Genomic DNA, 26,699 nt, shown 5'->3' with positions numbered 1-26,699 from the left:
TAGGGCAGTATTCAGTCTCGCCGAAGTGGCTGGGGACGTACAGAAAAAAGCAGTCTGGAGGGGCGGTTATGGCCGCCCCGCCGGGTCGTTCAGGCCTTCGGGCCGGCGTAGGTCGAGGTCCGCAGGGCCGGCGGGAGCCAGTTGCTCTCGGCCGCCAGCGCGGCGGCCGTGGCGGCGAGGTCGGCCTTCTTGCCGCTCGCGTCCGCGGTCCCGCCCATGTCCTTGATCGCGTCGAGGATGACCGACTTGCCGACGCGGCCGAAGAAGTTCTCCACGGTCGGGGTCCAGGTCTTGCGGACGTCGGGCGCGAGCGCGTTGCGCACCGCCTTCACGTCCGCGTCCTGCAGCGCGCCCTGCCATGTCGAGGTGATCCCGGTCACATCGATGACGAGCGCGGCGCACGCGGCGATCGCGTCGATCGAGGCCTTCGGCGAGCCCGACAGGAACATCTCCAGCAGCTCGGCGTAGCTGCCCTGCGGCAGTGCCGACCGCTTCTCCACGATCCCGGCGTCCTGGCTGTTTGCCGGCTGCGTCAGCGTGATGCGCATCGGCTGCGTGCCGCCGCCCAGCGAATGGGCCTTGTGGGCCATGGTGGCCGCCAGCATCGCCAGCGTGACGCGCTGGTTGTCGAGCGCCGCGTGCTGCAAGGCGTTGGTCATGACGCGCTGGAGGTCGTCACGCATGGCCTGGCTGAGATCGGCCTCCTCGGGCGCGACCTTCGGCTTGCTGCCGAAACCACCGCTGTCGCCCTCGCGGGGCGCCGGCTCGCGGAACCCGCGTTCGATCTCGATCTCGCCGTTGTAGCCGACCTTGACGCACGCCATCGCGCTGGCCTTGTCGGCCGCCGTGAACTGCACCTCGGCCGTTGCCTTGGCGTGCTCCGCCTCCAGCGTGCGGATCCGCATCTGGAGCTGCTGGATCTTGTCCTCGAGCGCCTTTTGCTCGGGGGTGAGGATCGGATCGCCGTCGTCGTCCGTCTCGACGCCTTCGTCCTGGTAGAAGCCTTCGCACTCGTCTTCGAGCTTCTGGACCTCGTCGCGCAGGGTTACCAGCTCTTCCGGTTCCGGGGGCGCCTCGGACGACTTGATCCGGTCGCGGCTCCACCACCAGCTCGGATGGTCCGTCAGGACCTCTTTCCAGCCTTCGGCGCGGACTTCGGCGATCACGGCCGCGATCTTCTGGTCGGCCAGCTTGTCGAGCAGCGCCACGTCCTCGATCCAGGCCTTGTCGCCGAACAGGTCGGAGGTGATCGTGCCGCCGGCCTCGGTGTAGACCTCGATGCCGCCGATCATGCGCACGCGCCGGTCGGTCGTGGGCACGGCCTCGTCGGTGATCTGCTCGCGGATCCAGCGTGGCTCGTAGCTCCACGCGGTCTTGTGGGACTTGAGCACGGTTTCGAGCAGCTCTCGGTGCCGGTCGTGGTCGTCGCGCAGGGTGAAGGCCTTGACGTGCTCCAGCGTGATCTGGCCGGCGCGCCATGCCGCCATGACCTCGGGGGCCACGCTGGCCAGCGCGAGGCGCTGGACCACCTGGCTCTCAAGGATGCCGAACCGGTTGGCGATCTCGGCCGTGTTCAAGCCCTGCTGGGCCAGGCGCAGGAAGGCCTCGACCTCGTCGGCGCCGTGCATCTGGAGACGCACCACGTTGGCGGCCAGCGACCGTTCGCGGGCGTACTCGTCGCTCAGGTCGCGGACCAGCACCGGCACGGGGAAGTCGTGAGGGATCACGTCGCGCGAGCGCATGTCGAGCAGCGCGGTGAAGCGGCGGTTGCCGTCCACGACCTGGAAGTTCTCGTGCGCGAGCTGGCGCACCAGGAGCGGCTGGATGAGGCCGTGGGTCTCGATGCTGGCCGCAAGGCCGGCGATGCCCTCGCCGCGCCCGATCTGGCGGACGTTGATCGTGACTTCGTTGTCGTCGTGGCCCGACCGGATCTGCCAGAGCGGCAGGGTGGTCGGCCCGGTCGGCGCCGGAGTGAATTCGACCTTCGGCTTGTCGACCTTCGGCGGCTTGGCCTTCGCCTTCGGCGCCGGTTTGGCATTCGCGGTCTTGATCATGGATCTCTCCTGTGGAGGGGCGGGAGCGCAGGTGCATCCCCGGATCGGGCCGCGCGGAGCGACCCGATGGAGGGCGGCAAGCGCGCTCAGTCCTCGTTCGGGTCGGCGGTGCCGGGGATCATCCAGCAGCAGCTGGACACCGGGTGGCTGGCCGAGGCCATCCAGAGGTCGTCGAGCCAGCGGCCCCAATGGCGCCCGTCGCGGGTACCGGAGTAGGTCACGAACATCGGTCGTCTCCTGTTGCAGAAAAAAGCAGTCATCAGCCCTGCTTTGGGGCGCTCAGGGCCGCGATCCGGGCCTCCGCGGCCGAGCGGGCAGCGCGCCAGTCGCGGGTGCTGTCGTGCATGAGGTCGGCTGCCGCCAGCGCGGTGCGGGCGTCGTGCAGCTCGCGCTCGGCCGCGTTGAGGCCGAACTGCTCGCGCTGGTCCTTCGCCTGCGCCCAGATCAGACCCAGGGCCATCGACAGGCGCCGGGCCCGGTTGTTGTTCGGGGCGGCCTTCACCCGCGCCCATGCGGCACGCATGATCGCCGCGCGGTCGTAGCGGCCGGTTTCGGTCAGGAAGGTGAAGGTGGGGTGGGTCATCGCTCGTCTCCGTGGTAGGGAAATCCGATGCCTTCAATCTACCAGAAATAAGCGAGACGTACAGAAAAAAGCAAAGGCGGCACGATGAAAATCGCGCCGCCTCGCTGTCAGGACCGGCCTTCGACGAAGGCCTGGACCTTCGCGTCCAGGTCGGGGTCGTCGAGCGCGGGCCGGATCTTCGCGTCCGCGATCCGCTTCTCCAGGTCGGGGAGCCGCATGTGCCACTTCTGCTCCAGCGACCTGGCGTAGATCCCGTCGTTCCAGCAGACGTTGCCGGGGTGCGCGTGCCGGCCGCGACCGTGGAGCATGTCGAGATCGTTCTCGGCCTCGCGCCACCATTCGGGGCCCTGCATCATCGCTTGCCCTCCCGTCCCGCCGACGAGCGCCCGAGCACGTAGTCGGGCCGGCGCTGCGCGTCGGGCGGGCAGACCGCGATGATCCGCCAGCCGTCCTCCAGATGGCCCCGCAGGATGTCCGTGCAGGCGTCCTCGAGCACCATGACCTCGTCCATCGCGAGCAGGCCGATGGCCGGGATCGCGATCTGGATGTTGACGGTCGATCCGGCCTCGGGCCGCTTGTCGGCGAAATAGGCGCCCTTGAAGCGCTTCACGGTGAACGGCAGGCCGAGCTTGGCCAGGGTGGGCCCATCGGTCGCAAGATCGATGAGCGTGTCGCGGTGCATGTAGAACGGGGGCGCGCTCTCCTTGCCCTCCTGCCACTCGTCCATCGCGGGCAGGACTTCCCTGAGCTGGGCGTACTGCTCGCGGGTGAAGGACTTCACGCGGTCGATGCTCGACCAGTCAAAAGAGATCGAGGCGATCATGGCATCTGGCCTTTCTCGTGCGCCTGCGCCTCTTCGGGCGTGGCAGGCTCGAACCGCGGGCAGGTCTGGCCCTCAGGCGTGACGACCTCCAGCTTGTGCAGGGCGAACAGCCCGCCGAGCGTCCAGTCGCACGGCTTGCCGTCCGGCTTCTTGCGTGGCGCTCCCGCGCCGGTCCAGCGACCGACGCAGGAGAAGGCGATGTAGCGTTCGACCTCCGCGAAGGTCTTGCCGGCGCCGGCCTTGATGAGATCCTGGCCGGACTGGATCGTGCCGCACATCGGGCAGCGGAACGCGAAGTGCTCGTGGCTGCTGACGCCTTGGGCGACGAGCTCGGCGCGGAACTGGTCGACGGTAATCTGTCTCACGACCGGCCCTCCAGCTTGGCAAGGGCGACGTCGATGGCGTCGAGAGCCGGTGAACGGCGCCCGCAGAGTTCGTACTCGATCTCTTCCTTCGCCAGCTTTACCGCCGCAAGCAGCTCGGGCGCCGCCACGAACAACCTGGCGTAGGCGCAGGCCTCCTCGAAGGTCTGCTTGGGCCCGGTGGCGTTCTCGTCGTGGTGGACGTTCGCGATGTCGCTGTGGAGCGCATCGCAGATGGTCAGCTCGTGGCAGCGCACATCGAGGCTGTCGTGGTCGCTGTCGGCTTCCAGCCAACGCAGGGGCAGGGCGGTTGCCATCACATGTCCCTCAGTTCGGCCACGGTGCGGCTCTCGACGAGGTCGAGGGTGGCAAACAGGCCGCGCTCGGCGTTCGCCTCGTCGGAGGTGATGCAGAACATCCGGTTGCTGCCCCAGTCGTCAGCCGGGTAGCGGCCGACGATCCAGTCGTCGGGCGTGGCTTCGTGCGTCCCGCTGAGATCGGTCACGACGACGTCCTCGCGGTCGATCCTCTTGACCCACGCCGTGCAGCCGCCGCCGGTCTGCTGGATTGCGTAGCCGCGCTCGCGCAGCGCCTGGATGGCGATCGGCCCGGCGGGCGGCAAGGCGGGCTCGACCTCGATGCCCAGCTCGCGCAGGCCGCGCTCGGCTACCTCGACCTGCTCGCGGAAGTAGGCGAGCACGACTGGCCGGCAGTGCGTGACGATGCCGGTGTCCAGCCAGATGCCGTTTAGCGCGATCCTGAGGCCGTGCCCGGCGCGTACTTCGGCATGGAGTCGGACCGCGTCGTTTCGTGCGTTGGCGAGCTGCTGCACTCGACCGATGTCTGTGAGCTTCATGGCTCTGTCTCCGTGGTAGGGGAGGGGTGGTGGGGTGGTCAGTAGCCCGCCCAATCGCGCAGGCTGGGGTAGTCGAAGAAGTCCATCGTCCGCTCGGTGACGGCCCGGCCCTCCTCGGTGAACCGGACGGTGTCGTCAGGGGTGACCCCCGGCGCGTACACAGCGACCTCAAGGACGGTCACGCCGTCGCGGCCGTCGCCGGCCTTCGTGGCGGCAACGAACCAGTCGTGAGAGGCCGCCCAGCGGATCTGAGAGGGGGTCAGCATGATCGGCTCCTGCCGTGGAATGTGAGGATCAGGCGGCCTTCGGCGCGTTGCAGAACGGCACCGTGGCCTTCGCCAGATCGGCCATCTTGCTCCAGCACCACGTGACGGACTTCGAGCCCTTGAGCGGGCGCTGGAACATGCCGTTCGGGGCGATCAGCCCGAACCCGCCGTGCGGGTGATCGACGGTGATGACCGTGACGCCGCCCTGCCGGCGAACCGACTTCACCACCCAGCCGCCCTGGAGCATCTGGGCCAGGGTCTGGAGCTGGAACGTGTGAGCGCAGCGCAGGGCTTCGGCCGTCAGGTCGCTCTGGAGCATGCGGTGGGTGGTCATCGGCGTCTCTCGCGGCTGGTGAACTCGATACATTCAGACTAGCAGAAATAAGCAATACGTACAGAAAAAAGCGCCTTCCAGCCCCAGAAAAGCGCCGCCCATGTTCAAGACGAACGAGATCTTCAACGGCTCGATCCCGCCGGTCTGCCTCGCGCAGATCCTGCGCTCCATCGACTTCTCGACCTGGCCGGAGGCCTATGTCGGCTGCTCGGGCATGTTCTCGTTCGAGAGCGCCATCGGCCGCGCCAACCCCGCGATCCGGCTCCACGGCAACGACGTGTCGATCCTGTCGGGAGCCCTGGCGGGCCTGGTGCGCGGCGAGCCGCTGCCCTTCACGTTCAAGGGCAAGCTCGCCGGCTACGAGGAGCGCCTGGCCGGCAAGGGCTATGCCGACCGCGTCGGCGCCCTCATCCTCGGCCTCTTCCTCGGCCGCATGTTCAACGGCCCGAGCCGCTACGCCGAGCGGCATTGGGCCTACTACGAGAACCGCTTCGACGACTACGTGGCGCTGTGCCGGGCGAAGGCCGCGGCCCTGGTCGCCGGCGTGCGCCTCGACAGCTACTACGCCGGCGACTTCCGCGACCACCTCGACAAGGCGATGGAGACCGGCGCCGGCATCGTCGTCTCGGCGCCCTTCATCGAGGGCTGGTACGAGAGCTGGTACCGGTTCATCAACGAGAACGTCGAGTGGACCCCGCCCACCTATCGGATGTGGGATCCCGACGACTTCCCCGAGCTGATCGACAAGATCGACGCATCGGGCGTGCCCTACGTCGCCGCCTACAAGGACCGCATCGAGAACGGCAAGCTGCTGGCCTACCACCGGCTCGGCATGAAGCCACCGTTCTATGTCTATGGCCGGGCCGGCAAGGCCTCCACGGTCGACCGGAACTCGACCGAGCGCGGCACGCCGTTCGCCTTCAAGGCGGTGGACATCGGCCGCCTCGGCCCGGGCACGAAAGTCGAGATCGCCCGCGTCAAGGCGGGCTATGCCGACTACATCAAGAGCCTCTACCTGCAAGAGACGATCGCCTGGACCTCGGCGCCGCTCAACTTCCTGATCTACCTCGACGATATGCTGGCCGGCATCCTGTCGTTCTCGCCGCCGAAGTCGAACATCGGCCCCTACAAGAAGGGCGAGTACGTCTACCTGCTTTCCGACACCGCGACGACGCGCTTCGGCCGCATCTCCAAGCTGATCGCCATGCTCGCCACCAGCGAGCTGGTGCTCCACACCGCCCAGAAGCGGCTGACCCACCGCCCCGTGCAGGCCGTCGTCACGACGGTGCGCTCGAACAACCCGGTGAGCATGAAATACCGGGGCATCTACGAGGTCATCGGCCGCAAGGAACCGGGCCCGGAGGAGCGGTCCGGATCCAAGTTCATCGTCAACTACGCCTCCGCCCCCAGAACCGCGGACGTCCAGGCCATCTATGCCGAGTGGTGGAAGCGCCACTTCAAGGACGACCGCACCCGCAAGGTCACCACGAGCTATGCAAAATCAGCCCCAGACGCAGCAGCTTGAGACCGAGATCATCACCGTCGACCCGCGCGACCTCTACCTGCTGGAGAGGAACGCGCGGTTCATGCCCGAGCGCCAGTTCAAGACGCTCGTCGACAACCTCCGGCGCGACGGCTGCCTGACCTCGCTGCCCCTCGTCATCATGGACGGCGGGCGCCTCAAGGTCCTCTCCGGCAACCACCGCACGAAGGCCTCGATCGCCGCCGGCCTGGCCACCATCCAGGTCATGAAGATCGTGGGCGAGCTGCCCGCCGAGCGCCAGGTGGCGATCCAGCTGGCCCAGAACGCCCTCGTCGGCCAGGACGACCCGAACCTCCTGCGCGAGCTCTACGAGAGCCTCGACGTCCTCGAGCAGCGCTACACCGGCATCACCGACACCGATCTCGGGCTCCTGCAGGATCCCGACCTCGAAAAGCTGCGCATCGGGATGCCGAAATACGAGGAGGTCCTGCTCTCGTTCCTGCCCGAGGACAAACAGGAGTTCCTGGCGCAGTTCGAGAAGCTGGCCGAGCGGGCGAAGAAGGCCAAGGTCATCCACGCCCGCTACGCCGACTACGAGGCCTTCTTCGGCACGCTCATCCGCACCAAGGACGTCCTCGACATCACCAACGACGCCATCGCCATCGGCGCCCTCATCGAGCTGGCCACCGAACGCCTCGACCAGATCGAGGGCGAGCAGGCCAAGGCCGAGGCCGACGCGAAGCCCAGCAAGAGGGAAGCCGCATGACCGCCGAGACGATCTGCCCGCGCCAGAAGGCCGATGGCTTCTACCTGGGCGGCCCCGCCACCTGGCGCGACAACGGCACCTGCTCCTACTGCGGCTCCATGACGCCCGAGCGGTTCTTCGAGTGCGTCGAGGCCGGCAACGAGCTCGTCCCGACCGACAAGAACTACAAGGTCTACGTCAGGCACCCCAACCCGCTCGCGGGCCAGATGACCATCCGGTCCAGTGCGAATTTCCAGGTGGCGTCGGACTGGATCGAGGCGACCCCCGAGGTGTGCGAACAGTACGGGTGGAAGCCCTACGGCGACGGCCCCCATTGGGTGAACCCCTCGCCCGAGGGCCCGACCGAGACGAGCAAGTTCTACTTCTACCACCTCGACGAGGCCGGAATGCACCGCTTCATCGAGCTGCTGAACGGCAAGCGCATGAAGCTCGCCTACCCGGGCCACTTCTACGTGCCGCCCTTCTTCGTCCGCTTCGGCGCCCCTGCCGAAACCGCAAAAACCCCCTGAAATCCCGCCCATTGGCCGCTTCGAAGGCCGCAGAGGAGGCGCTGCGCGTGCAACAGTCGCGCGCACGCACGTGAACCATGGCATCTCCCTCCGACCGCAAGCACCCGACCGCCACCGTCATCGCGGCGCTCGAGGCGTCCGGCGGCGTCCTCGCCGTCGCGGCTCAGAAGCTCAACATCCACCGCGTCACGCTGCACCGCTGGATCAACGACGACGCCGCGCTGCGCGAGGCCGTGGCCAACATCAAGGAAGAGGTCATCGACCTCGCCGAGGCCAAGCTGCTCGGCCAGATCCGCGACGGCGACAAGGACCAGATCCGCTTCTACCTGCGCACGCAGGGCAAGCACCGGGGCTACACCGAGCGGGTCGAGCAGACCGGCCCGAACGGCGGCGCGGTGCCGGTGGCCGTCGTCGGCGCGCCCGGCTTCGACGAGAGCATGTTCGCCTCGCTGTCCGCCGAGACGCAGGCCGCGATCATCGCGGACCTGGAGCGGCAGGCCGCCGACGCCGCGCCTGCGGAGTGATGCCGCATCGTCCGGTATTTCAGTCCGCGGGTGTGGTCGTATCGCCTAGTTGGGGAGACCACACTGGAACCGCCTCGACGCCGAAAAGCGCAACAAGCCCGTTCGTTCTGACGAACAAGGCGGCAAAGTGGACTCGCGGGGCATCTGATGGCCGGGATGCTCGACGAGCAGCTGCGCCAGATGCGGCGCGTCCAGGCCGAGCAGCACCTGCCCGAGTTCATCCGGCAGGGCTGGCGCCATGTCGAGACGAACCCGTTCGCGTCGAACTGGCACGTTGACGCGATCACCGATCACCTGGCGGCCGTGGCCGACCGGGAGATCAAGCGGCTCATCATCAACATCCCGCCGCGGCACATGAAGTCGCTGGGCGCGGGCGTGTTCTTCCCGGCCTGGAGCTGGGCGCAGAACCCCGATCCCGACAAGGTCGGCCACAACCTGCCGATCCGGCCGGGCACCTGGCGCGGCCCGGGCGTGAAGTTCATCTTCGCGTCCTACAACAAGGACCTGACCATCCGCGACAACGTCAAGGCGCGTCGCCTGATGGACAGCGAGTGGTACCAGAACAACTGGGGCAACGGCCCGGGCGGTCTCGGCCGCGTCACCTTCGCGGCCGACCAGAACACCAAGACCTACTACGAGAACACGCGCGGCGGCGCGCGCCTGGCCACGTCCTCGGACGGCGTGCTGACCGGCCACGGCGCCGACATCTTCGTGATCGACGACCCGCACAACGTGGTCAACACCGAGAGCGACGTGCAGCGCCAGGCGGTGCTGACCTGGTGGACCGAGGCCGTCCCGACCCGTCTCAACGACGCGATCAACGGCGCGTTCATCGTGATCATGCAGCGCGTCCACGAGAACGACATGTGCGGCCACATCCTGGCCAGCGAGACCGGCTGGACGCATCTGTGCCTGCCGGGCGAGTACGAGACGAAGCACCCGACGCCCGTCACCACGACCGTCAGGCACCGCTACGGCGCCGACAAGGGCAAGCTCTGGGCCGACCCTCGCACCGTCGAGGGCGAGCCGCTGTGGCCTGAGCGCTACCCCGCGACCGTGCTGGGCGAGTGGCTCACCCGGCTCGGCTCCTACGCCTTCGCCGGCCAGGTGCAGCAGCGCCCGGCGCCGCGCGAGGGCGGCTTCTTCAAGCTCGCCTGGTTCCCGATCATCAAGGCCGCGCCGGTCCCGGTGCGCCGCGTCCGCGCGTGGGACCTCGCCAGCTCGGAGGAAAAGCAGGGCACCGATCCCGACTGGACGGTCGGCGCGCTGCTGGCCATCGACGCGCTGGGCTTCGTCACCGTCGAGCACGTCGTGCGCCTGCGCGGCACCGCGCTCGAGGTCGAGGCGGTCATGAAGCAGACCGCCATCACCGACGGCTACGACGTGACCATCACGCTGCCGCAGGACCCCGGCGCCGCCGGCAAGGCCTGGGCGCAGTCGCTGGTCCGCCTGCTGGCCGGCTTCGACGTGCGCATCGTCGCCCCGACCGGCGCGAAGGACGTCCGTGCGCGGCCGTTCTCGGCGCAGGCCGAGGCCGGCAACGTGCGGCTGCTCGAAGGGCCCTGGAACCGCGACTACCTCGACGAGCTCAAGGTGTTCCCGAAGGGGCGCCACGACGACCAGGTGGACGCGACCTCCGACGCCTACAACGCCCTCGCGGCGCCTTCACGCAAACCTCTGTTCGGCTGACAGGACCGCTCATGGCAATCCTCGACTTCTTCAAGCGGCGAGGCGCTGGCCGGCGCCGCGCTGCGCCCGAGCGCGACACCTCGGCCTACCCGCTCTTCAACCAGGTCGGCCTCGGCCCGATCAACCAGAAGCGCGCCGCCTTCAAGCCCACGCCCCGCAACCTGCGGGCCTTCTCCCGCACGCCCTACGCGCGGCGCGCCATCAACGCGCTCAAGAACCCGATCAAGCTGCTCGATTGGGAGATCCGGCCGGTCAAGGGCATCGACGTCAACCCCGAGCTGCAGCGCCAGATCGACCTCCTCACCGGCTGCCTGCGCAACCCCAACAACGATGACAGCTTCCACAGCCTCATCGAGCAGGTGATCGAGGACATCTGCTGCGGCGCCGGCGCCATCGAGCAGCGCCTGGGCGGCGATCCCATCCGGCCGCTCTGGATGTGGCCGGTCGACGGCCTGTCGATCCAGCTCTTCCCGGCCTGGACCGGCGATCCGAACGAGGCGCGCTACCAGCAGACCATCGGCTACAACGCGGCCTACACGGCCGGCAAGTCGATCCTGCTGCGCTCCGACGAGCTGATCTACCTCAAGCCCAACCCCTCGACGGCCTCGCCGTTCGGGCTCGGGCCGCTGGAGGTGGCCTTCCAGTCGATCAGCCGCATCCTGGGCGTCGGCGAGTTCGCCGGCAACGTCGCGTCGAACGCACGGCCCTCGATCGCGATCGACATCGGCGACAGCGCCAGCGCCGAGACGCTGGCCGCCTTCCGCAACTACTGGCGTCACGAGGTCGAGGGCCAGGGCCAGATGCCCATCTTCGGCTCGCAGTCCTCGGGCGAGAAGGGCAGGGGCTACTCGGTCCTCAAGCTCTTCCCTGACGGCGACAACGCCCTGTTCCTGAAATGGCAGGAGTTTCTCAAGAGCGAGATCGCCATCGCGTTCGATTTGTCGCCGCAGAACCTCGGCGTCGAGCGGGACGTGAACCGGAACACCGCCGAAGTCGGCGAGGACCGGGATTGGGTGTCGGCCATCAAGCCGATGGCCCACATGATCGCGGCCTACCTGACGCGCGAGACGGTGCAGGGGCTCATGGGCTTCTCGCAGCTCGAGTTCGCCTGGCTGGGCCTCGACCGCGAGGACGAGATGCAGGCGGCCAACGTCTACGCCACCCTCTACGCCTCCAACGCGATCACCCCGAACGAGCACCGGGCGCTCAACGGCATGGCGCCGTCGCTCAGCCCGTTTGCCGACATGCTCCTGATCGAGGCCAACGCCCAAGTGGCGCAGGAGGCGGCCAACCAGGCCGCGCAACAGGCCGAACGCGCGAACAGCCGAGCCCTCGGCAACTGAAAGGAACCCTCTCATGCCTCTTCCCATCCAGCGGGTGGAGATGACTGGCTCTGCGCAGGCGCTCGCCCAGCAGGACCGGCTCATCTGCGCCATCAAGAAGGCCGTCGCCAACGCCATCGGCGGCGGCGCGGGCCAGTCGGTCGCCACCGCCGTCGCCTTCGACGAGCCGCTGCCGGCGGCCTACACCGTCCACGTCACGCCCGGGCAGGACTGCACCTGGTGGATCTCCGCCCGCACCACCACGGGCTTCACCGTCAACCTCGCGCCGCGTCTGGCCGCCAACACCCTGGCAGCCGGCACGTTCGACGTGACCGTCTTCGCGTGAGGCATCCATGAGCGGATCGCCCAAGAGCAAGGCCGCTGCGGCGGCCGACACCACGGCCCCCGCCGACCAGGCCGGCGCCGACCAGGCCACGGCCACGCAGCAGGCCGCCGACGCGGGCGCTGCGGACCAGACGGCCACGACCGTCGAGGGCGGCGCCGCCGACACGTCCGGCGCTTCGACCGAGGGGGCGGACGTCACCGTCACCACGAGCGATGCGAGCGAGACCGTGTCGTCCTCCGAAGCCTCGGGCTTCTTGGCGCTGATCGACAAGACCATCGCCGGGCTGGAGAGCGACGGCGACAGCGCCAACGCGGCGCTGCTGACCACGGTCCACAACGCGCTCATCGACGTGCGGCGCTGCTGCCTTTCGGCGCGCGACGCAGCCACGGGCCCGGCCCGCGAGCTGATTAACGGCATCTGCAACGGCCTGTGAGGAGATCGCCATGCCGGGACTGACCAAGGCCGAGCGGGACGCGCTTCCGGCCGACGCCTTCGCGGTGCCCGGCAAGCGCCTCCTGCCGCTGCACGACGCCAAGCACGTGGGCATGGCCTGGACGGCGGTCTCCACCGCCAAGGGCCTGTCCGACGCCGAGCGCGCCACGGCCCGCCGCCGCATCCTCGCGGCGGCCGCCACCCACAAGGTCGACACCGCCGGCTGGAACCGCCTCCCGACGCTGGCCGTGCAGGCCATGTCGCTGGAGCTGCCTCCGGCCGACGACCACCCCAACCGCATGCCCTTCTCGGGCGTGCTGGTGCGCCTCGACGAGCCCTCCGACAACGCTCCTGGCGGGTCGGGCGGCCGGCGCATCATCCTGTCCTCCGACGCCGCCCGCGCCGCGCTGCCTTCGCTGCTCGGCATGGCGGTCAACACCACCTTCGACTTCGACGGGCACTACCCCCAGAACAAGGTCGGCCTCATCACCGGGGCCGACATCGTCGACGGGGCGATCGTCATCGAGGGCTTCATCTACGCGGCCGACTTTCCGGAGACCGCGGACGCCATTCGCGCCTTCAAGGATGCGCTCGGGTTCTCGTTCGAGGCCCAGAACATCTACGTGGCCGACCCGGTGGCCGACCCTCTGACCATCACGGCTCTCGTGTTCACCGGCGCCTCGATCCTGCGCAAGGACAAGGCCGCCTACACCTCAACCTCGCTCGCCGCCTCCAAGGCGGAGACGCAGGAGTATGATCCCATGGATCTCAAGGAAATCGCCGACGCCATCGGCGCTCTCGGCACCCGCTTCGACAAGGTCGAGGCCGACATCGCCGCCGTGAAGGCCTCCCAGGACGCCGCCGCGGCCACCGCCGCTGCCCGCTTCGCCCGCGCCGACAAGCTCGAGGCCGAGGCCGCGGAGCTCGACAAGGAAGGCCTCAAGGACGCCGCCTCGCAGCTCCGCGCCACCGCGGCCAGCCTGCGCGGTGCCCCGGCTGCCCCGGTCCAGGCTCAGGCCGCGCCGGCTGCCAAGACCGACGCCGACATCGCCGCTGCGGTCAAGGCCGCCGTGGACGCTGCCGTCGCGCCGCTCAACACGAAGATCGCGGACCTGACGGCTGCCGCCGCCAAGGCCGCCCCGGCTCCCGAGCGCAAGACGCTGCCGCCGGCGATCACCGCCATCCTGGCCCGCGCTGACCTGAGCCTCGCCGATGGCGAGAAGATCAGCGTCGCCAAGCTCGACGAGGTCCTCGCCAAGGCGAACCTCAACCCCGAGCAGCGCATCGCCGCCAAGACGGCCCTGTCGCGCGAAGGCCTGATCGGCTGATCCCAGCCGGTCATCTCGCCCGCACCGCACTCACCTGAAAGGACCGCCCGCCATGCGTGGCTCTTCGATCGCCGGTACGCCGGCGCAGTTCGCGACCCTCCAGGCCGCTGCCGACTTCCTCGGCAACGGTGCCATCGAGGTCAACATGTACGAGCGCGAGATCCTCGATCTCGTCCGCCGCTCGTCCCCCGTCCTGCAGCGCATCAACAAGGTGCCGGCCACCGGCCACCCGCACCGCTACTTCGAGCAGACCGCGATCGCGACCGCCGCGTTCACGGATCCCCGCACGATCGCGCCGACGCCCACCAGCCCGACCCGCGTCGAGCGCTCGGCCATGATCAAGGCCCTCACGAACCAGACGAACTTCTCCCTGTTCGACGTGGACGTGACGCGCATGCAGGGCAACTTCGCCTCGCTCGAGGCGAAGGACATCCAGGACATCGTCAACTCGATCCTGCTCCTGCAGGCCTCCAACATCTGGAGCGGCAACGACACCTCGCTGTCGACGCCCACCACCATCCAGTATGTCGGCCTGCTCACGCAGATCACCCTGCAGTCGACCATCGCGCCCGGCGCGTCCATCGTCGACGGCCTCAAGGCGCAGGTCGCCGCGATGGTCGCCAACGTGACCTACGCCGTCCGCCCCTCGGTCATCGTCGTCAACCCGATCCTGGGCGACTACCTGGACCGCGAGGCGAAGGCCGGCAACGTCACCATGGCCACCGTCGAGGTCGTCCCGGGCGTCACCGTCCCGGCGATCAACACCCAGGCCGGCCCGCTGCCGATCATCCCCGAGCCGTTCGTGCCGACCAGCTCGGGCGCCGCCTATGGCTTCTCCGCCCCGGCCGCCGGCAACAAGAACTACTACGCGGTCATCCTCTCGGAGAGCCAGGTCGAGATGCCGTTCGTCCACAATGGCGACGGCAACCCGAACCCGCGCATCTTCCAGCTCGGCCTGCTGGCCAACCTGCTCGGCCAGTACGTCGGCATCCAGTTCAGCGCGATCATCGCCAAGGCCCCGTCCTACGCTCACGCGGTGGTCGCGGTCCAGCGGCCCTGATCGCTGACTGAGCCTACGCCTACCCCCACCGAAGGCCCCGGCTTCACCGCCGGGGCCTTTTTCGTTCAACGCCTGCGATAGGACCCCGCCCCCATGAAGGTCTATCTTCCCCACGACGGCAGCCGCCCGGTGCAGCCCACGCACCTCATGAGCATCTGCCCGGCCGCCCACACCCAGGAGCTGTTCGGCGAGACCGACGTTCCCGCGTCCTGGGTCGACAGCAACAATCGCCCCCTGAACTTCGTCGTCACGTTCATCGACGGGGCCGCCGAGGTGGACGACGAAATCGGCCGCTACCTCCTCAAGACCAAGCTCGCCCGCAAGACCTCGCTCCTCTACCCGGAGCCCGAGATCGAGCAGCCCGTCCTCGCCTTCTGACAGGGAGACCCCTATGCCCTTCGTTTCCAGCCAGCAGCTTTCCGGGTTCTGGGAACCGGGGGCATACGGCCCCGTCGTCCAGTGCTACCCGGCCGCCGTCGCGCCGGGCGCCTCGATCCCCGCGTCCTCGAGCTATGACAGCGGCATCCTGTGCGCCGATGGCTTCAAGGCGATCGGCGCCGCGATCAAGATGAACCAGGCCGGCACGCTGACCATCACCCGCTACCTCGACGCGGCCGGCGCTCTGCCGCAGGGCGCGCCCTCGTCGGTCGCCATCACCGCGAACACGCAGGCGACCCTCAACATCACCGACAACCTGCCCTTCGCCTACTTCCGGGTGCAGATCGCGAACTCGGCCGGGTCGGTCGCCACCATCGCCAACTTCGCGTTCCTCATGAACGCCGCGTGAGGTCCCCATGCCCTCCAGCTATCTCGCCCCCGGCGACTATGCGACCTACGGCATCCCGAATGCCACGGCGCAGCAGGTCGTGCAGGCCTCCGTCATCGTCGACGCGGCCATCGGGCGACCGGAGGGCGTGCTGTGGACGGCCGGCAGCGATGGCTCGCCGGGCTGGATGACCGGAGCGGATCCGTCCGCCTCCGTGGCCCTTCCAGGCGCCATCGCTGCCGGGACCAATGTCGCGCTGGCGAACATGCCCGCTTGGCTCTGCACCCAGGACCTCGTCGGCGATGTCATCGTCCTCGAGCGCGGGGTGAGCGGCAAGGCCGAGGCCTGCATCGTGTCGGCCGTCTCCGGCACGACCGTGACCCTCGCCAAGGTCGTCAATGCCCACGCCGCGGGCGTCACGGCCGAGTTCGGCCTGACGATCACCGAGGTCCGCGTGCTACCGGCGCGGCGCAACATCGTGCCCGTCATGCGCTCCCCGCTGGTGCGCGTCATGTCGGCCATGGGCCGCTACGGCTACCCGCGCCGCTCCGAGAGCCTCTACGGCGTGAGCAGCGACTATGCGCTCATCTCCATGGTCCAGCAGGTCGGCGGCGTGCCGGTCTGGAATGCGATCGACGTGACGCAGTGCGGCGTCGACGCGCAGGCCGCCCAGGTGTTCCTGCCGGTCGGCATGATGCTGGCGCCCTGGACCGACGCCAAGGTCCGCTACCTGGCGGGCTTCCCCGACACCCAGATCCCCGCCGCGGTCAAGTCGGCCACGGCCAAGATCGTCTCGCAGCTCCAGAGCATCAGCGAGATCTCCGGCAACATCCAGCTCTACCGGGCCGGCGACACCGAGATCCGGCGCTTCTCCGACACGCTGCTCGACACCGACACCAAGGCCAGCCTCGATCCCTTCCGGATCCGCGCCTTCATCTGACGGAGACTGGCATGGCCGGGAGCTTCATCTACCCGCGCACCGTCTCGGTGCGGCGGCCGGTCCCCTCGTCGGGGTTCGGGGCCATCGCCTACCAGGGCACGCTGTCGGATAACGAAACCGTGATCCTGTCGGGCCTGCGCGCCTCGATCCAAGAAAAGGGCAAGGCGTCGCGCATGGACCTGGCGCTGCCCGCCGACACCGAGGGCGGGGCGAACTGGTCCATCTTCATCCCCGACGCCACCAACGGCCAGATCCAGAACCGCGACGTCATCGTGGACGAGCTGGGCAACCGCTACCAGGTCGGCGCGGCCTACTGGAACTCGCTCGGCTACCGCTGCCGGTGCAAGCAGCTGGAGGCGTGACGTGGCCGACATCCATGACGTCGAGAACACGCTCGTCAGCCAGATCGCCGCCATCCTCTACCCCAACGGCACCGGCCAGCCCTCGCTGACCGGCGACAGCGCCCGCATCTTCGCCGGCTGGCCCAAGCCCAACGACCTCAACCGCGACATCCCGCAGGGCATCGTCAACGTCTCGGTCTACACGGTCGCCGGCGCCTCGCGGCGCACCACCCGCCTGCCGCGCGAGTGGAAGAAGATCACGGGCCCGACCACCACGCTGACCGTCACGGTCGCGGGCGCGGGCCTGACGCTGGGCGGCACGGTCTCCGTGCCGCAGAACGTCCACCTCACCGTCAACGGCACGGCCTTCGTCTACGCGGTCCAGGCCGGCGACACGCTGGCCACCATCGCCACGGCGATCGCCACGCTCACCGGCGGCTCCTCGGCCGGCGCCGCCGTGTCCTGGTCTTCGAGCACGAGGGTCGCGGCCTCGATCCGCGGGGCAGGGCAGGCGCTGCGCGAGATCCGCCGGCAGGAGCAGCGCTTCCAGGTGTCCGTCTGGGCGACTTCCCCCGCGCAGCGCGCGGCCATCGGGAGCGCGGTGGACGCCGGCCTGGCCGCGCTGAATTTCCTGTCCATGCCGGACGGGTCGGGCGCCCGCATCCTGTATTTCGGGACGTCGAGCATCGACACGCCCGAGCTGGAGGGGATCTACCGCCGCGACATCCACTTCACGGTGGAATATGGCACCAACCAGACCGAAACCGAGTACGAGATCGGCAACGTCACGCTGAACGAGACGGTCGTGCCGGACCTCGGCAGCGCGACGACGAACGCGCCGACCGCGACCCTCAACACCCAGCGCCAGGCCGCCGGCAACGTGCCGCCGACCTACGCCCAGGTGAACATCACGCCGGTGGCCGGCGTGCTGACCATCGATCTGGCGCTCGGCCAGACCTTCAACGTCGGCCCGCTCACCACGGACATCACCAGCCTCGTGTTCCTCAACCGGCCGCTCGCCGGAACGAACCGACGCATCGAGCTGGTCGTGCAGCAGGACAACGTCGGCAACCGGCAGATCCAGCGCACCGCCTGGCCGGCGGGCTCGCAGTCGGCTTCGGGCCTGGTCCCGGGCCTTTCGGCCACGCCCAACGCCAAGGACCTGGTCGTCATCGAGCTCGGGGCGACCTCGACGCTCGTCACCTTCATCGGCGGCGCCTACTCCGCCTTCACCTGACCTTCGGGAGCACTTCATGGCTGAGAACATTCAGGCGAGCGCCGGCCAGGCGTTCGTCGCCGACGCCGTTGCGGCCGCCGGCATCGTCAAGACCGGCGAGGCCGACGAGACCATGGAGGTCGTCGGCCGCTACGTCGCCACCCTCACCGGGCCGCGCGAGGAGTGCCGGGACGACTACCTCAAGCTGCGCAGCCTGTGGGAGCACGCCGTCCTGATGGACGACCTGCCGACCGCCGGCTTCATCCGCGATCAGATGCGCGCGATGGAGGAGGTGAAGTGGGTCGACGAGTTCGACAACCTCGTCACCAACGTCGGCAAGATCGACCTCCTCGACAAGTACCTGTCGGGGTCGGCCTACACGGCGGCCTTCTATCTCGGCCTCGTCGACGGCGGCTCCACGCCGACCTACAACGCCGCCGACACGATGGCGTCGCACGCGGGTTGGAGCGAGAGCGCCGCCTACTCGAACTCCACCCGGCCGGCCGCGGCGTTCAACTCGGCCACCGCATCGGGCGGCGGCTCGGGCACCGCCGGCACCGGGTCGAAGGCGACCTCGGCCACCTCGTTCACGATCAACGCCACCGCGACCATCGCCGGCTGCTTCCTGACGACCGTCTCGACCAAGTCGGGCACGACCGGGACGCTCTACAGCGCCGGCTCGTTCACGGGCGGCAACCGCGCGGTGTCGTCGGGCGACACGCTCAACGTCACCTACACCGCTCAGGCCTGAGGAGAGCCACATGCCGTTCGCAAAGGGCGAAAACGTCCGGGTCGTCACCCCGGTGATCGAGGGCTTCGTGGTCGGCGCCCGCGTCGACGAGGAGAAGCTCCAGCTTCGCTACAACGTCCGCTGGACCGACAAGGACGGCAACGTCGTCGAGCGCGACTTCCTCGAAAGCGACCTGGAGCTGGTCAAGGGCCCGGGCAACGACGCGGTCAGCGCGGCCGCGGCGGAGGCGGCCACCACCGAGACCACGCAGGCCGAGACGCCCGCCGGCCAGTAAGGCCCGCCTGACCGAGAGGGACCGCCATGCCGCTGCTCGCGGGCAAGAACTACGATCCGGCGACGGCGGTCACGGCATCGTGCGCCACCCTCATCGCCATGACGGCGCTGGACACCACGAACCTGCGCCTGTCCTTCACCGTGCCGGCATCCGGCACGGTCATGGTGCGCCTCAAGGGCACGATCCACGGCGCCACGACCATGCCGCAGGTGCTGCTGGGCGTGCTCCAGGGCTCCACGGTCATGGGGCGGCAGGCGCCTCCGGCGGCGTTGGCCGGCACCGCCGTGGCGACCACCTTCGTGCCCGTCGAGGCCTGCTTCCTGGTCACCGGCCTCACGCCAGGCGCCAGCCTGACGTGGGACGCGGCCTACAGCGTCGAGACCATCGTCGCCTCGACCGGCATCAAGTACGGCGGCCCGAACAACACCACCGCCAACGACGCCTTCGGCGGGTTCTGCTTCGAGATCTGGCAGGTGACCTAATCCAGCGAGGACAGCCCCATGCGCACCTCGTTCGAGAGGCTCATCGCCGCCGGCCTCGACCAGGCCTGGGTCGTCGGGACCACCTACAGCAGCGCGGCCACGGAGGCCGCGACCGTGACCGACACGGTCGCCGTCGTCATCCCGCCCACCACGCTCAACCCCTCGGACGTGTCGGGTACGCCGACCCTGTCCAACGGCAACCTGACGATCGCCACCTCGGTGGACGGCACCGTCCAGTGGGCGCGCTCGACCATCGGCAGCTCCAGCCCGTTCTATTGCGAGCTGCTCTGCGGCAGCAGCTCGGGCTCTGGCAACCAGATCATCGCGATCACCAACGCGACCCAGGTCCTCGCCACGCTGACCGACGTCTCGCCGAACAAGGGCGTGCAGGCCGACGACACCGGCTTCTACTACTCCGACAACGTCCCGGTGTATTCGCAGTACGGGGCCGCAGGGGCCAGCGGCAACCGCATCTGCCTGGTCGTCAAGAACGGAAAGATCTATGTCCGCCTGAACGCGGGCAACTGGAACAACAGCGGCACCGCCGACCCCGTCACCGAGGTCGGGGGCATCAACATCTCGTCCATCGGGACGGTGCTCTACGTCGCGGTCGGCTCGAAATACTCCTACATCCCGGTCACCATCGCGTTCGCAGCCGGCAGCTGGCTCTACACGCCGCCCTCCGGCGTCGGCGCGCTCGCCGCGGTGTCCGGCTCCACCTACAACGACACCGTCACGGACGCGGCGATCGCCGCCGATGGCATGGACGCGAGCCTCGTCGCCGTGGCGGCCGACAGCGAGGCCGCATCGGCCACGGACGGCGCCGTCGCCGTTCTCGTCGCGGTCTCTGCCGCGACCGAAGCCGCCGCGATCGCCGACGCCAATGACGCGGCCCTGGTTGCCCTCGCGGCGACCTCCGAGGCCGCCGCTGCGACCGACACCAGCATCGCAGGCCTCCAGACCGCGTCAGCGACCACGGAGACGGCTTCGCCCGCCGACGCGGCCACCGCAGCCCTGGGCGCCGCCGCTGCCGCCACGGAGGCCGCCAGCGCGACTGACAGCGTGTCCGCGACGGCCAACCCGGGCGGCGCGACCACAGAGACCGTCACCGCGACCGACAGCGCGGCGTCGGCGCTTGCGGCCATCGCGGCCACCTCCGAGACCGCATCCATCGCCGACAGCGGCGTGGCGGGGCTCCAGGCGGTCGCCAGCGCCACGGAGGCGGCCAGCCCCGGCGATGCCGCCACGACCGCCCTCACGGCCCAGGCGGCCACCACTGAGGCCGCCGGCGCGGTCGACCAGCTCGCGGCCACGCTCGCCGGCACGGCCAGCGTCACCGAGCCGGCCACCGCAACCGACAGCGCGGACGCGTCCACCCCGAACGGGGCGGTCTCGGCGTTCGAGGCCGTGTCCACCGCCGACAGCCAGGCTTCGAGCCTGCTGGCGACGGCGGCGCGCTCCGAAGCCGCTGCCACCGCCGACAACGCCACGGCCACGGCCCAGATGGGCGCGGCCGCCAGCGAAGCGGCGACGACCGGCGACATGGCGTCCGCGGTTCTCGCGGCCTCCGCATCGGCCACGGAAGCCGCCCCGGCGACCGACAGTGCCACGGGCGGCCTCGTCCTCGCGGTCGCGGCCACCGAAGTCGCCAGCGCCCTCGACAGCTTCACGGTCTCGCTCGTGCGGGGTGCCGTGGTCGTCGAGAGCGCGAACGCGGCCGATGCGGCGGTCGTGCAGCAGGCGCTCAACGCGGTCATCGCCGATGGCGTCCTGCCGGCCGACCTGTCGGCCTCGCAGATCGTTGCCCTCGCGCAGGTCGTGGAGGCCGCCTACGCCGCCGACATCGTCTCCGCGACCACTGCCACCCTCGTCGCCGCCGCGTTGCCGGCGGGGATCCTGCTCGTCCTGTGAGGAAGCCATGCGACACCTCGTCGTGATCTCGCCGTTCGCCCACTACCAGGTGGGCGATCACATCACGGACGCCGACAGCGTCGCTGCCTATCTGGGCGGCCCGCAGGCGGCGTTCGTCACGCCCATCGCTGCACCGGACCCGGGGCCTGCTCCCGAGCCCGAGGCGGCCCCGGAACCGGCCCCTGCGCCGGCCTCCAAGTCCTGAACCACCGCAACCCTTGAGGGCCAGCCATGCCGATCACCCAGAGCGGTCAGATCAACACGACCGCGCTCGTGACGCCGGATCTCTACGTCCAGATCGTCACCCCCTCCATCTACCTGCTCAACGGCGTGCCGACCAACGTGGTGGGCCTGGTGGGCACGGCGACCTGGGGGCCGACGAACTCGCCCGCCATCGTCGCCGGCCTCGCCGACTACACGGCGCAGTTCGGCGCGATCCAGAACCGCAAGTACGACATGGGCACCGCGCTCGCCGCGGCGGTGCTCCAGGGCGCCGCCATCGGCTTCCGGTGCATCCGGGTGACGGACGGCACCGACGTGGCGGCCTCGGTCGTGGTGCAGACGAGCTGCATCACGCTGACCGCCAAGTACACCGGCACGCGCGGCAACACCCTGTCCGTGTCCATCGGGCCCGGCTCGGCCGCCAGCTCGTACAAGGTCTCGATCTCGCTGCCGGGCGTCGTCGGTGAGATCTTCGACAACATCACCGGCACCGGCAACGCCCTGTGGGTGAACATGGCCGCGGCCATCAACGGCGGCCAGTCGGCGCTGCGCGGTCCCTCCAAGCTCGTCACCGCCTCGGCGGGCGCGGGCGTGACGGCGCCGACGACCACGACCTACACGCTCTCGGGCGGCACGGACGGCGCCACGACCATCACCGGCTCGGTCCTCGTCGGCCTCGACACCGTGCCCCGCAAGGGCATGTACGCGATGCGCGGGCAGGGCATCTCCGTCGCGGCCCTGGTCGACTGCGACGACAGCACCACCTGGTCGACCCAGGTCACCTTCGGCCTGTCGGAAGGCATCTACATGGTGGCGACCGGGCCCGCCGGCGACACCATCGCCAACGCGGTTTCGGTCAAGTCGACGGCCGGCATCGACAGCTACGCCATGAAGCTCATGCTTGGCGATTGGGTCATGTTCCTCGACACGGTCAACGGCGTGCAGCGGCTGATCTCGCCGCAGGGCTTCGTCGTCGGCCTGATGGGCAACCAGGCCCCGCACCAGTCGACGCTCAACAAGCCGATCTACGGCGTGGTGGGCACCCAGAAGTCGATCGCCTCGCAGAACTACTCCAGCGCCGAACTCCAGACGCTGGCGCAGGCGGGCATCGACGTCATCACCAACCCGCTGCCGCGCGGCGCCGTGTTCGGGTGCCGGTTCGGCCGCAACACCTCGTCCAACGCGGTCATCCACGGCGACAACTACACCCGGATGACCAACTACATCGCGGCCACGCTCAACGCCGGCATGGGCATCTACGTCGGTGAACTCCAGTCCCCCGACACCCGCCGGCGGGCCAAGATCACCCTCGACAGCTTCCTGCAGGCGCTGGCCGACCAGGGGCTCATCGGGACGGCGGACGGCACGGTGCCCTATCAGACCGTGCTCGACACCACGAACAACCCGCAGACCCGTGTGGCGCTCGGCTACATGCAGGCCGACGTCAAGGTCGTGTACCTCTCGGTCATCGAATATTTCATCGTGAACCTGGAGGGTGGCCAGTCGGTCCAAATCTCCCGCCAGTCCACCACGCTGAACACCGCGTACTGACCCGAACCCTTCAGTAAACCCAGACAAGGCCGGCTTCGCGCCGGCCTTTTTCGTCTCAGGAGGCGACCTTGCCGGTCAACAACTTCTCGGTCGGTGCAGACGCGAGCATCGACCTCTACGATGGCACCTCGCAGGCCATCATCAAGATCAACGCGGTCACGGGCTTCGACGCGAAGCAGATGACCAAGCGCATCGACGTGCGCCCGCTCGACGGGCCGCCGCGCTTCCTCGAGCTGCCGCAGGGCTGGGAGGGCACGCTGGAGGTCGAGCGCGCCGACGGCGTGCTGGACGACTGGATCGCCTCCCTGGAGACGGCCTACTACTCCGGCGGCAACGTGGCGGCCGCCTCGATCACCCAGACCATCACCGAGCCTGACGGCACGACGAAGCAGTATCGCTTCGACAAGGCCGTGTTCAAGCTGACCGACGCCGGCAGCTGGAAGGCGGACGCGTCGGTCAAGATGAAGCTCGATTGGGCCGCCTCCACCCGCAAGAGGGTCGTCTGATGACCGAGGTCCGCATCGGCGAGGCCGGCGAGACCGCATCGGAGGTCATCGTCAAGGCCGCGCAGAACGTCGCAGAAGCGACGGACGCCAACGGGCGCGTCATCAAGGTGAAGGTGATCGGGCCCGTCGAGCTCTATCGCCTCACCAAGGTGCTGGGCGCGTTCTCGTCCAACCAGGCCACCATGAACATGGCGATGTCCGCGTGCTCGGTCATCGCCATCGGCGGGGAGCCGGTGTCGCCGCCCTCCACGGAGCGCGAGATCGAGGCCGTGCTCCAGCGGCTCGGCTACGAGGGCCTGGCGGCCGCCGGCGAAGCCCTGCAGAAGGTCGCCAGCACCCGCGAGCAGGTCATCGAGCAGGCAAAAAACTGAAAGGCGACGGGTCGTTCCGCGAGGCGCTCTACCTCGTGAAGAACGGCGTACCCTTCGACGTCGCCTTTGCTGCCGATCCGGCCTGGCGGCTTGCCGCCGTCGTCACCTTCGGGGAGTTCGACGGCGCCGAGTTCAACTGGGATAGCCTCACCTGGAGGGAGAGGCGATGAGCGAGACGCGAAGCTTCTCCTCGATCTCCCAGTTCGTCGGGTTCCTGAGCAGCGCGATCGCCGCCATGCCCAAGGACCAGTACACGGCGCTCGAGCAGGCCGCTCTGCTGGTCAAGGCCGAGGCCAAGGCCGAGCTGGGCAACTACCAGGGCGCCGCCGGCCCCTTCGCGGCCTGGGCGCCGTTGAAACCGGCCACGATCGCGCGCAAGAGGAACGGCGACACGCCGCTGCTCGAGACCGGCAAGATGCGCGACAGCATCGAGCACACGGTGCAGGGCCACACGGCCTGGGTCGGGTCGAACTACGACGTGGCCGTCTACCAGGAGCTGGGCACCAGGAACATGCCGCCCCGGTCGTTCCTGGGCGGCGCCGCGGTGCGCAAGGAAAAGGAGATCGTGGAGCTGCTCGGCGCCACGACGGTCCGGCAGCTGCTGGGCCGGGCCTTCTGGTTCTCGAAGATCACCGAAACTGTGCGGCTACGATGATCGTCGCGGCGAACACCGCGACGAACACCCAGACCATGCCGATCCCGACGCCCACCAGGTGAAGCGGGTTGCGACGCAGTGGGGGAGGCGCGGGGGGCGCGGCCATCGGCTCCACTGTCGGACGCGGTCGCCGGGGCTTTCCCGGCGGCGGTGGCACGGGCGCGACCTCCCAGCGTCCTGTCACTTCATTGTAGTACAACTGGCCACGACGCTCGCCGTGGTGAAAGGATTGAGCCATGTCGGTCTACAAGGTCGCAGTAGAGATGTCGATGCAGAACGGGGTGAGCCCCGTTCTCGGCACGATCATGCGCGATCTACTAGGCGTCGAGAAGAAGGTACTTGACGTCAGTGGCGGTTTCAAGGCGTGGCACGCGGCTCTTGCTGGCGCTGCCGCAATTCTGACTGGTGGCGCCATCCTTTCGGCCATGGGCGCCATGGTCAAGAAGGCCGAGGAGCTGGTCCACGTCCAGCAGCAGATGATCGCCGCCGGCATCGCGCAGCGCGACGTCAACGAGGCGACCGAGACCTCCTGGCAGATGGCCCTCAAGTACGGGCTCAAGGTCTCCGACGTGGCCAAGGACATCAAGGAAGTCCGCATGGTGTTCGGCTCGACCGAGCACGCGATGGAGTTCATCGAGCCGCTGGAGAAAATGCGCGTCGTCCTGAACGGCGTGACCGAGGGCTCGGGCAACAAGGCCCGCGACGCCGTCTACGAGATGGCTCGCGCCGGCGAGCTCAAGGGCCTCCAGCAGCCCGAAGACTTCGTCCGCTACTTCGACGGCATGACCCGGGCCATCACCGCGTCGGGCGGCAAGGTGACGCCCCAGGGCTTCGTCCAGGCCACGCAGTACGGCCGCATTGCCTCGCAGGGCTGGAGCGAGCAGTTCTACACCAAGTACCTGCCCTCGCTCATCCAGGAGTTCGGGCCCTCGCAGTCCGGTACCGCGCTCATGTCGCTGTACGGCTCCTTCGTGCAGGGCAAGTCGGGCAAGCGCAACACCGAGGCGCTCGACGACCTGGGCCTGATCGAGGATCACCAGAAGGTCATCAAGAACGCCCACGGCGACCCCACCGGCTTCCTGCCAGGCGCGCTCTTCAACACCTCTGGCCTGATGGCGAACCCGCTCGATTGGGCCCAGACCACGCTGCGCGAGGCGATCGAGAAGAAGCTCGGCCGGGGCTACGAGGCCAACGACAACAAGGTCCTCGAGATCCTTTCGGGCATCACCGGCAACCGCAACACCGCCGGGATGCTGGCGGTCTTGTCCCTGCAGAACACCCGCCTGCAGAAGGACGCCGGCATCACCACGGGCGCCAAGGGCCTCGACGCCGCCGATCAGTTCCTCAAGCAGGATCCGAACACGGCGATGACCAAGTTCCACTCCGCCATCGAAAACCTCATGACCGCGCTCGGCGGTCCACTCGTGGAGCCAGCCGTGAAAATGCTGAACATGCTCACCGACGCCATCAACCGCGTCACGCAGTGGGCCATCGCGAATCCGGAAGCGGTCAAGATCATCGGCGTGGCTCTCGTCGGCCTGGCCGCCGGCCTGACCGCGCTCGGCGCCGTCCTCATCGGCGGCGCGATCATGGCCGTCATCGGCCCTGGAGGCGCGCTGATCGTGGGCTTTACGGCGCTGGGGGCCGCCCTGACGGCCCTTGTCGCGGCGTCCGAGAGTGCCCGTGCGGCCATCTCCTCGATCTTCGACAGCGTCAAGTCCTGGTTCAACTCCGGCGGCATCGAGAACGGCGGCAACCGCTACACCCGCTCGCCACCTGGTGGGCAGGGCAGGGGGAGCGCGGTCCCGCCGCCGGCGGCCGGCGAGAAGCGCAGCGACATCAACCTCCACATCGATGGCCGCAAGGTCGCCTCGGCGGTCATGCGGCACACCACGGAGGACGCGACCTTCTCGCAGTCGGGCGCCTACATCGACCGGCGCCGGCAGTGGGCCGATCCCGACGTGGCCTTCTCCTGA

The 26,699-nt window shown here is 68.9% G+C and carries 36 protein-coding genes; 26 read left to right on the top strand and 10 right to left on the bottom strand.

Annotation, left to right across the window (positions count from 1 at the left end; all coding sequences use genetic code 11):
* Positions 1-89 precede the first annotated feature (89 nt).
* From Q0Q47_RS08380 to Q0Q47_RS08335, 10 genes are all read right to left on the bottom strand, one after another.
* Positions 90-2,054, bottom strand: coding sequence for a ParB/RepB/Spo0J family partition protein (locus tag Q0Q47_RS08380; protein WP_293857302.1), 1,965 nt, complete (start codon positions 2,052-2,054; stop codon positions 90-92).
* A gap of 86 nt (positions 2,055-2,140) precedes the next feature.
* Positions 2,141-2,281, bottom strand: coding sequence for a hypothetical protein (locus tag Q0Q47_RS08375; RefSeq protein WP_293857299.1), 141 nt, complete (start codon positions 2,279-2,281; stop codon positions 2,141-2,143).
* Positions 2,282-2,313: 32 nt separating this feature from the next.
* The gene (locus Q0Q47_RS08370; protein ID WP_293857295.1) at positions 2,314-2,637 is read right to left on the bottom strand and encodes a hypothetical protein; all 324 of its coding nucleotides are present in this window, start codon (positions 2,635-2,637) and stop codon (positions 2,314-2,316) included.
* A 107-nt stretch (positions 2,638-2,744) separates the two neighbouring features.
* Positions 2,745-2,993 carry a hypothetical protein gene (locus tag Q0Q47_RS08365; RefSeq protein WP_293857292.1) on the bottom strand — a complete coding sequence of 83 codons (249 nt, stop codon included), beginning with the start codon at positions 2,991-2,993 and terminating at the stop codon, positions 2,745-2,747.
* Positions 2,990-3,460 carry a hypothetical protein gene (locus Q0Q47_RS08360; RefSeq protein ID WP_293857289.1) on the bottom strand — a complete coding sequence of 157 codons (471 nt, stop codon included), beginning with the start codon at positions 3,458-3,460 and terminating at the stop codon, positions 2,990-2,992. Before Q0Q47_RS08360 ends, Q0Q47_RS08365 begins: the two co-directional genes overlap by 4 nt.
* Complete coding sequence (locus Q0Q47_RS08355; RefSeq protein WP_293857286.1) at positions 3,457-3,825, bottom strand: VVA0879 family protein; 369 nt, start codon at positions 3,823-3,825, stop codon at positions 3,457-3,459. Before Q0Q47_RS08355 ends, Q0Q47_RS08360 begins: the two co-directional genes overlap by 4 nt.
* A complete protein-coding gene (locus Q0Q47_RS08350) occupies positions 3,822-4,139 on the bottom strand; it encodes a hypothetical protein (RefSeq protein WP_293857283.1) in 318 nt (105 codons plus the stop codon). Before Q0Q47_RS08350 ends, Q0Q47_RS08355 begins: the two co-directional genes overlap by 4 nt.
* Positions 4,139-4,678, bottom strand: coding sequence for a hypothetical protein (locus Q0Q47_RS08345; RefSeq protein ID WP_293857280.1), 540 nt, complete (start codon positions 4,676-4,678; stop codon positions 4,139-4,141). The genes Q0Q47_RS08350 and Q0Q47_RS08345 overlap by 1 nt, the downstream gene beginning before the upstream one ends.
* A 38-nt stretch (positions 4,679-4,716) precedes the next feature.
* Positions 4,717-4,944: a hypothetical protein gene (locus tag Q0Q47_RS08340; RefSeq protein ID WP_293857277.1), complete on the bottom strand. Its 228-nt coding sequence runs from the start codon at positions 4,942-4,944 to the stop codon at positions 4,717-4,719.
* A gap of 28 nt (positions 4,945-4,972) precedes the next feature.
* Positions 4,973-5,278 carry a hypothetical protein gene (locus Q0Q47_RS08335; RefSeq protein ID WP_293857274.1) on the bottom strand — a complete coding sequence of 102 codons (306 nt, stop codon included), beginning with the start codon at positions 5,276-5,278 and terminating at the stop codon, positions 4,973-4,975.
* 100 nt (positions 5,279-5,378) lie between these two features.
* On the opposite strand from Q0Q47_RS08335, the gene Q0Q47_RS08330 reads away from it, so the two are divergent.
* From Q0Q47_RS08330 to Q0Q47_RS08205, 26 genes are all read left to right on the top strand, one after another.
* The gene (locus Q0Q47_RS08330) at positions 5,379-6,803 is read left to right on the top strand and encodes a hypothetical protein (protein ID WP_293857272.1); all 1,425 of its coding nucleotides are present in this window, start codon (positions 5,379-5,381) and stop codon (positions 6,801-6,803) included.
* Positions 6,772-7,527, top strand: coding sequence for a ParB N-terminal domain-containing protein (locus Q0Q47_RS08325; protein ID WP_293857269.1), 756 nt, complete (start codon positions 6,772-6,774; stop codon positions 7,525-7,527). Before Q0Q47_RS08330 ends, Q0Q47_RS08325 begins: the two co-directional genes overlap by 32 nt.
* Positions 7,524-8,036, top strand: coding sequence for a hypothetical protein (locus Q0Q47_RS08320; RefSeq protein WP_293857266.1), 513 nt, complete (start codon positions 7,524-7,526; stop codon positions 8,034-8,036). The genes Q0Q47_RS08325 and Q0Q47_RS08320 overlap by 4 nt, the downstream gene beginning before the upstream one ends.
* A 77-nt stretch (positions 8,037-8,113) precedes the next feature.
* Positions 8,114-8,560 (top strand): helix-turn-helix domain-containing protein, encoded by a 447-nt coding sequence (locus Q0Q47_RS08315; protein WP_293857263.1) that lies wholly within the window; start codon positions 8,114-8,116, stop codon positions 8,558-8,560.
* Positions 8,561-8,707: 147 nt separating this feature from the next.
* Entirely contained in the window at positions 8,708-10,249 is a 1,542-nt protein-coding gene (terL, locus tag Q0Q47_RS08310) for a phage terminase large subunit (protein ID WP_293857260.1), read from the top strand.
* An 11-nt stretch (positions 10,250-10,260) separates the two neighbouring features.
* On the top strand, positions 10,261-11,592 hold the full coding sequence (locus tag Q0Q47_RS08305) for a phage portal protein (protein WP_293857257.1): 1,332 nt from the start codon (positions 10,261-10,263) through the stop codon (positions 11,590-11,592).
* Positions 11,593-11,605: 13 nt separating this feature from the next.
* Entirely contained in the window at positions 11,606-11,917 is a 312-nt protein-coding gene (locus tag Q0Q47_RS08300; protein WP_293857254.1) for a hypothetical protein, read from the top strand.
* Between the two features lie 7 nt (positions 11,918-11,924).
* Entirely contained in the window at positions 11,925-12,350 is a 426-nt protein-coding gene (locus tag Q0Q47_RS08295) for a hypothetical protein (RefSeq protein WP_293857251.1), read from the top strand.
* 10 nt (positions 12,351-12,360) lie between these two features.
* On the top strand, positions 12,361-13,677 hold the full coding sequence (locus Q0Q47_RS08290) for a hypothetical protein (protein WP_293857248.1): 1,317 nt from the start codon (positions 12,361-12,363) through the stop codon (positions 13,675-13,677).
* 52 nt (positions 13,678-13,729) lie between these two features.
* On the top strand, positions 13,730-14,737 hold the full coding sequence (locus Q0Q47_RS08285) for a hypothetical protein (RefSeq protein ID WP_293857245.1): 1,008 nt from the start codon (positions 13,730-13,732) through the stop codon (positions 14,735-14,737).
* A 93-nt stretch (positions 14,738-14,830) separates the two neighbouring features.
* Positions 14,831-15,115 (top strand): hypothetical protein, encoded by a 285-nt coding sequence (locus Q0Q47_RS08280; protein ID WP_293857242.1) that lies wholly within the window; start codon positions 14,831-14,833, stop codon positions 15,113-15,115.
* Between the two features lie 13 nt (positions 15,116-15,128).
* Positions 15,129-15,524: a hypothetical protein gene (locus tag Q0Q47_RS08275; protein WP_293857239.1), complete on the top strand. Its 396-nt coding sequence runs from the start codon at positions 15,129-15,131 to the stop codon at positions 15,522-15,524.
* Between the two features lie 7 nt (positions 15,525-15,531).
* Entirely contained in the window at positions 15,532-16,443 is a 912-nt protein-coding gene (locus tag Q0Q47_RS08270) for a hypothetical protein (protein ID WP_293857236.1), read from the top strand.
* 11 nt (positions 16,444-16,454) lie between these two features.
* Entirely contained in the window at positions 16,455-16,805 is a 351-nt protein-coding gene (locus Q0Q47_RS08265; RefSeq protein ID WP_293857233.1) for a hypothetical protein, read from the top strand.
* A gap of 1 nt (position 16,806) precedes the next feature.
* Positions 16,807-18,021: a hypothetical protein gene (locus Q0Q47_RS08260; protein WP_293857229.1), complete on the top strand. Its 1,215-nt coding sequence runs from the start codon at positions 16,807-16,809 to the stop codon at positions 18,019-18,021.
* 16 nt (positions 18,022-18,037) lie between these two features.
* Positions 18,038-18,751 carry a hypothetical protein gene (locus tag Q0Q47_RS08255; RefSeq protein ID WP_293857226.1) on the top strand — a complete coding sequence of 238 codons (714 nt, stop codon included), beginning with the start codon at positions 18,038-18,040 and terminating at the stop codon, positions 18,749-18,751.
* Positions 18,752-18,761: 10 nt separating this feature from the next.
* Complete coding sequence (locus Q0Q47_RS08250; RefSeq protein WP_293857223.1) at positions 18,762-19,025, top strand: hypothetical protein; 264 nt, start codon at positions 18,762-18,764, stop codon at positions 19,023-19,025.
* 26 nt (positions 19,026-19,051) lie between these two features.
* Positions 19,052-19,507 (top strand): hypothetical protein, encoded by a 456-nt coding sequence (locus tag Q0Q47_RS08245; RefSeq protein ID WP_293857220.1) that lies wholly within the window; start codon positions 19,052-19,054, stop codon positions 19,505-19,507.
* A gap of 18 nt (positions 19,508-19,525) precedes the next feature.
* A complete protein-coding gene (locus tag Q0Q47_RS08240) occupies positions 19,526-21,418 on the top strand; it encodes a hypothetical protein (RefSeq protein WP_293857217.1) in 1,893 nt (630 codons plus the stop codon).
* Between the two features lie 7 nt (positions 21,419-21,425).
* Entirely contained in the window at positions 21,426-21,623 is a 198-nt protein-coding gene (locus tag Q0Q47_RS08235; RefSeq protein ID WP_293857214.1) for a hypothetical protein, read from the top strand.
* 26 nt (positions 21,624-21,649) lie between these two features.
* Complete coding sequence (locus Q0Q47_RS08230) at positions 21,650-23,191, top strand: hypothetical protein (protein WP_293857211.1); 1,542 nt, start codon at positions 21,650-21,652, stop codon at positions 23,189-23,191.
* 68 nt (positions 23,192-23,259) lie between these two features.
* Positions 23,260-23,697: a hypothetical protein gene (locus Q0Q47_RS08225; RefSeq protein ID WP_293857208.1), complete on the top strand. Its 438-nt coding sequence runs from the start codon at positions 23,260-23,262 to the stop codon at positions 23,695-23,697.
* Positions 23,697-24,068 (top strand): hypothetical protein, encoded by a 372-nt coding sequence (locus tag Q0Q47_RS08220; RefSeq protein ID WP_293857206.1) that lies wholly within the window; start codon positions 23,697-23,699, stop codon positions 24,066-24,068. The genes Q0Q47_RS08225 and Q0Q47_RS08220 overlap by 1 nt, the downstream gene beginning before the upstream one ends.
* A gap of 35 nt (positions 24,069-24,103) precedes the next feature.
* Positions 24,104-24,238: a hypothetical protein gene (locus Q0Q47_RS08215; protein WP_293857203.1), complete on the top strand. Its 135-nt coding sequence runs from the start codon at positions 24,104-24,106 to the stop codon at positions 24,236-24,238.
* A complete protein-coding gene (locus Q0Q47_RS08210) occupies positions 24,235-24,723 on the top strand; it encodes a hypothetical protein (protein ID WP_293857200.1) in 489 nt (162 codons plus the stop codon). Before Q0Q47_RS08215 ends, Q0Q47_RS08210 begins: the two co-directional genes overlap by 4 nt.
* A gap of 236 nt (positions 24,724-24,959) precedes the next feature.
* Positions 24,960-26,699 (top strand): hypothetical protein, encoded by a 1,740-nt coding sequence (locus tag Q0Q47_RS08205; protein WP_293857197.1) that lies wholly within the window; start codon positions 24,960-24,962, stop codon positions 26,697-26,699.

The sequence above is a fragment of the uncultured Alsobacter sp. genome, from assembly GCF_945952055.1.
Classification (GTDB): Bacteria; Pseudomonadota; Alphaproteobacteria; order Rhizobiales; family Beijerinckiaceae; genus Alsobacter.
The sequence above is the reverse complement of the archived record's forward strand: the minus strand, read 5'-3'. Positions and strand labels throughout refer to the sequence as shown.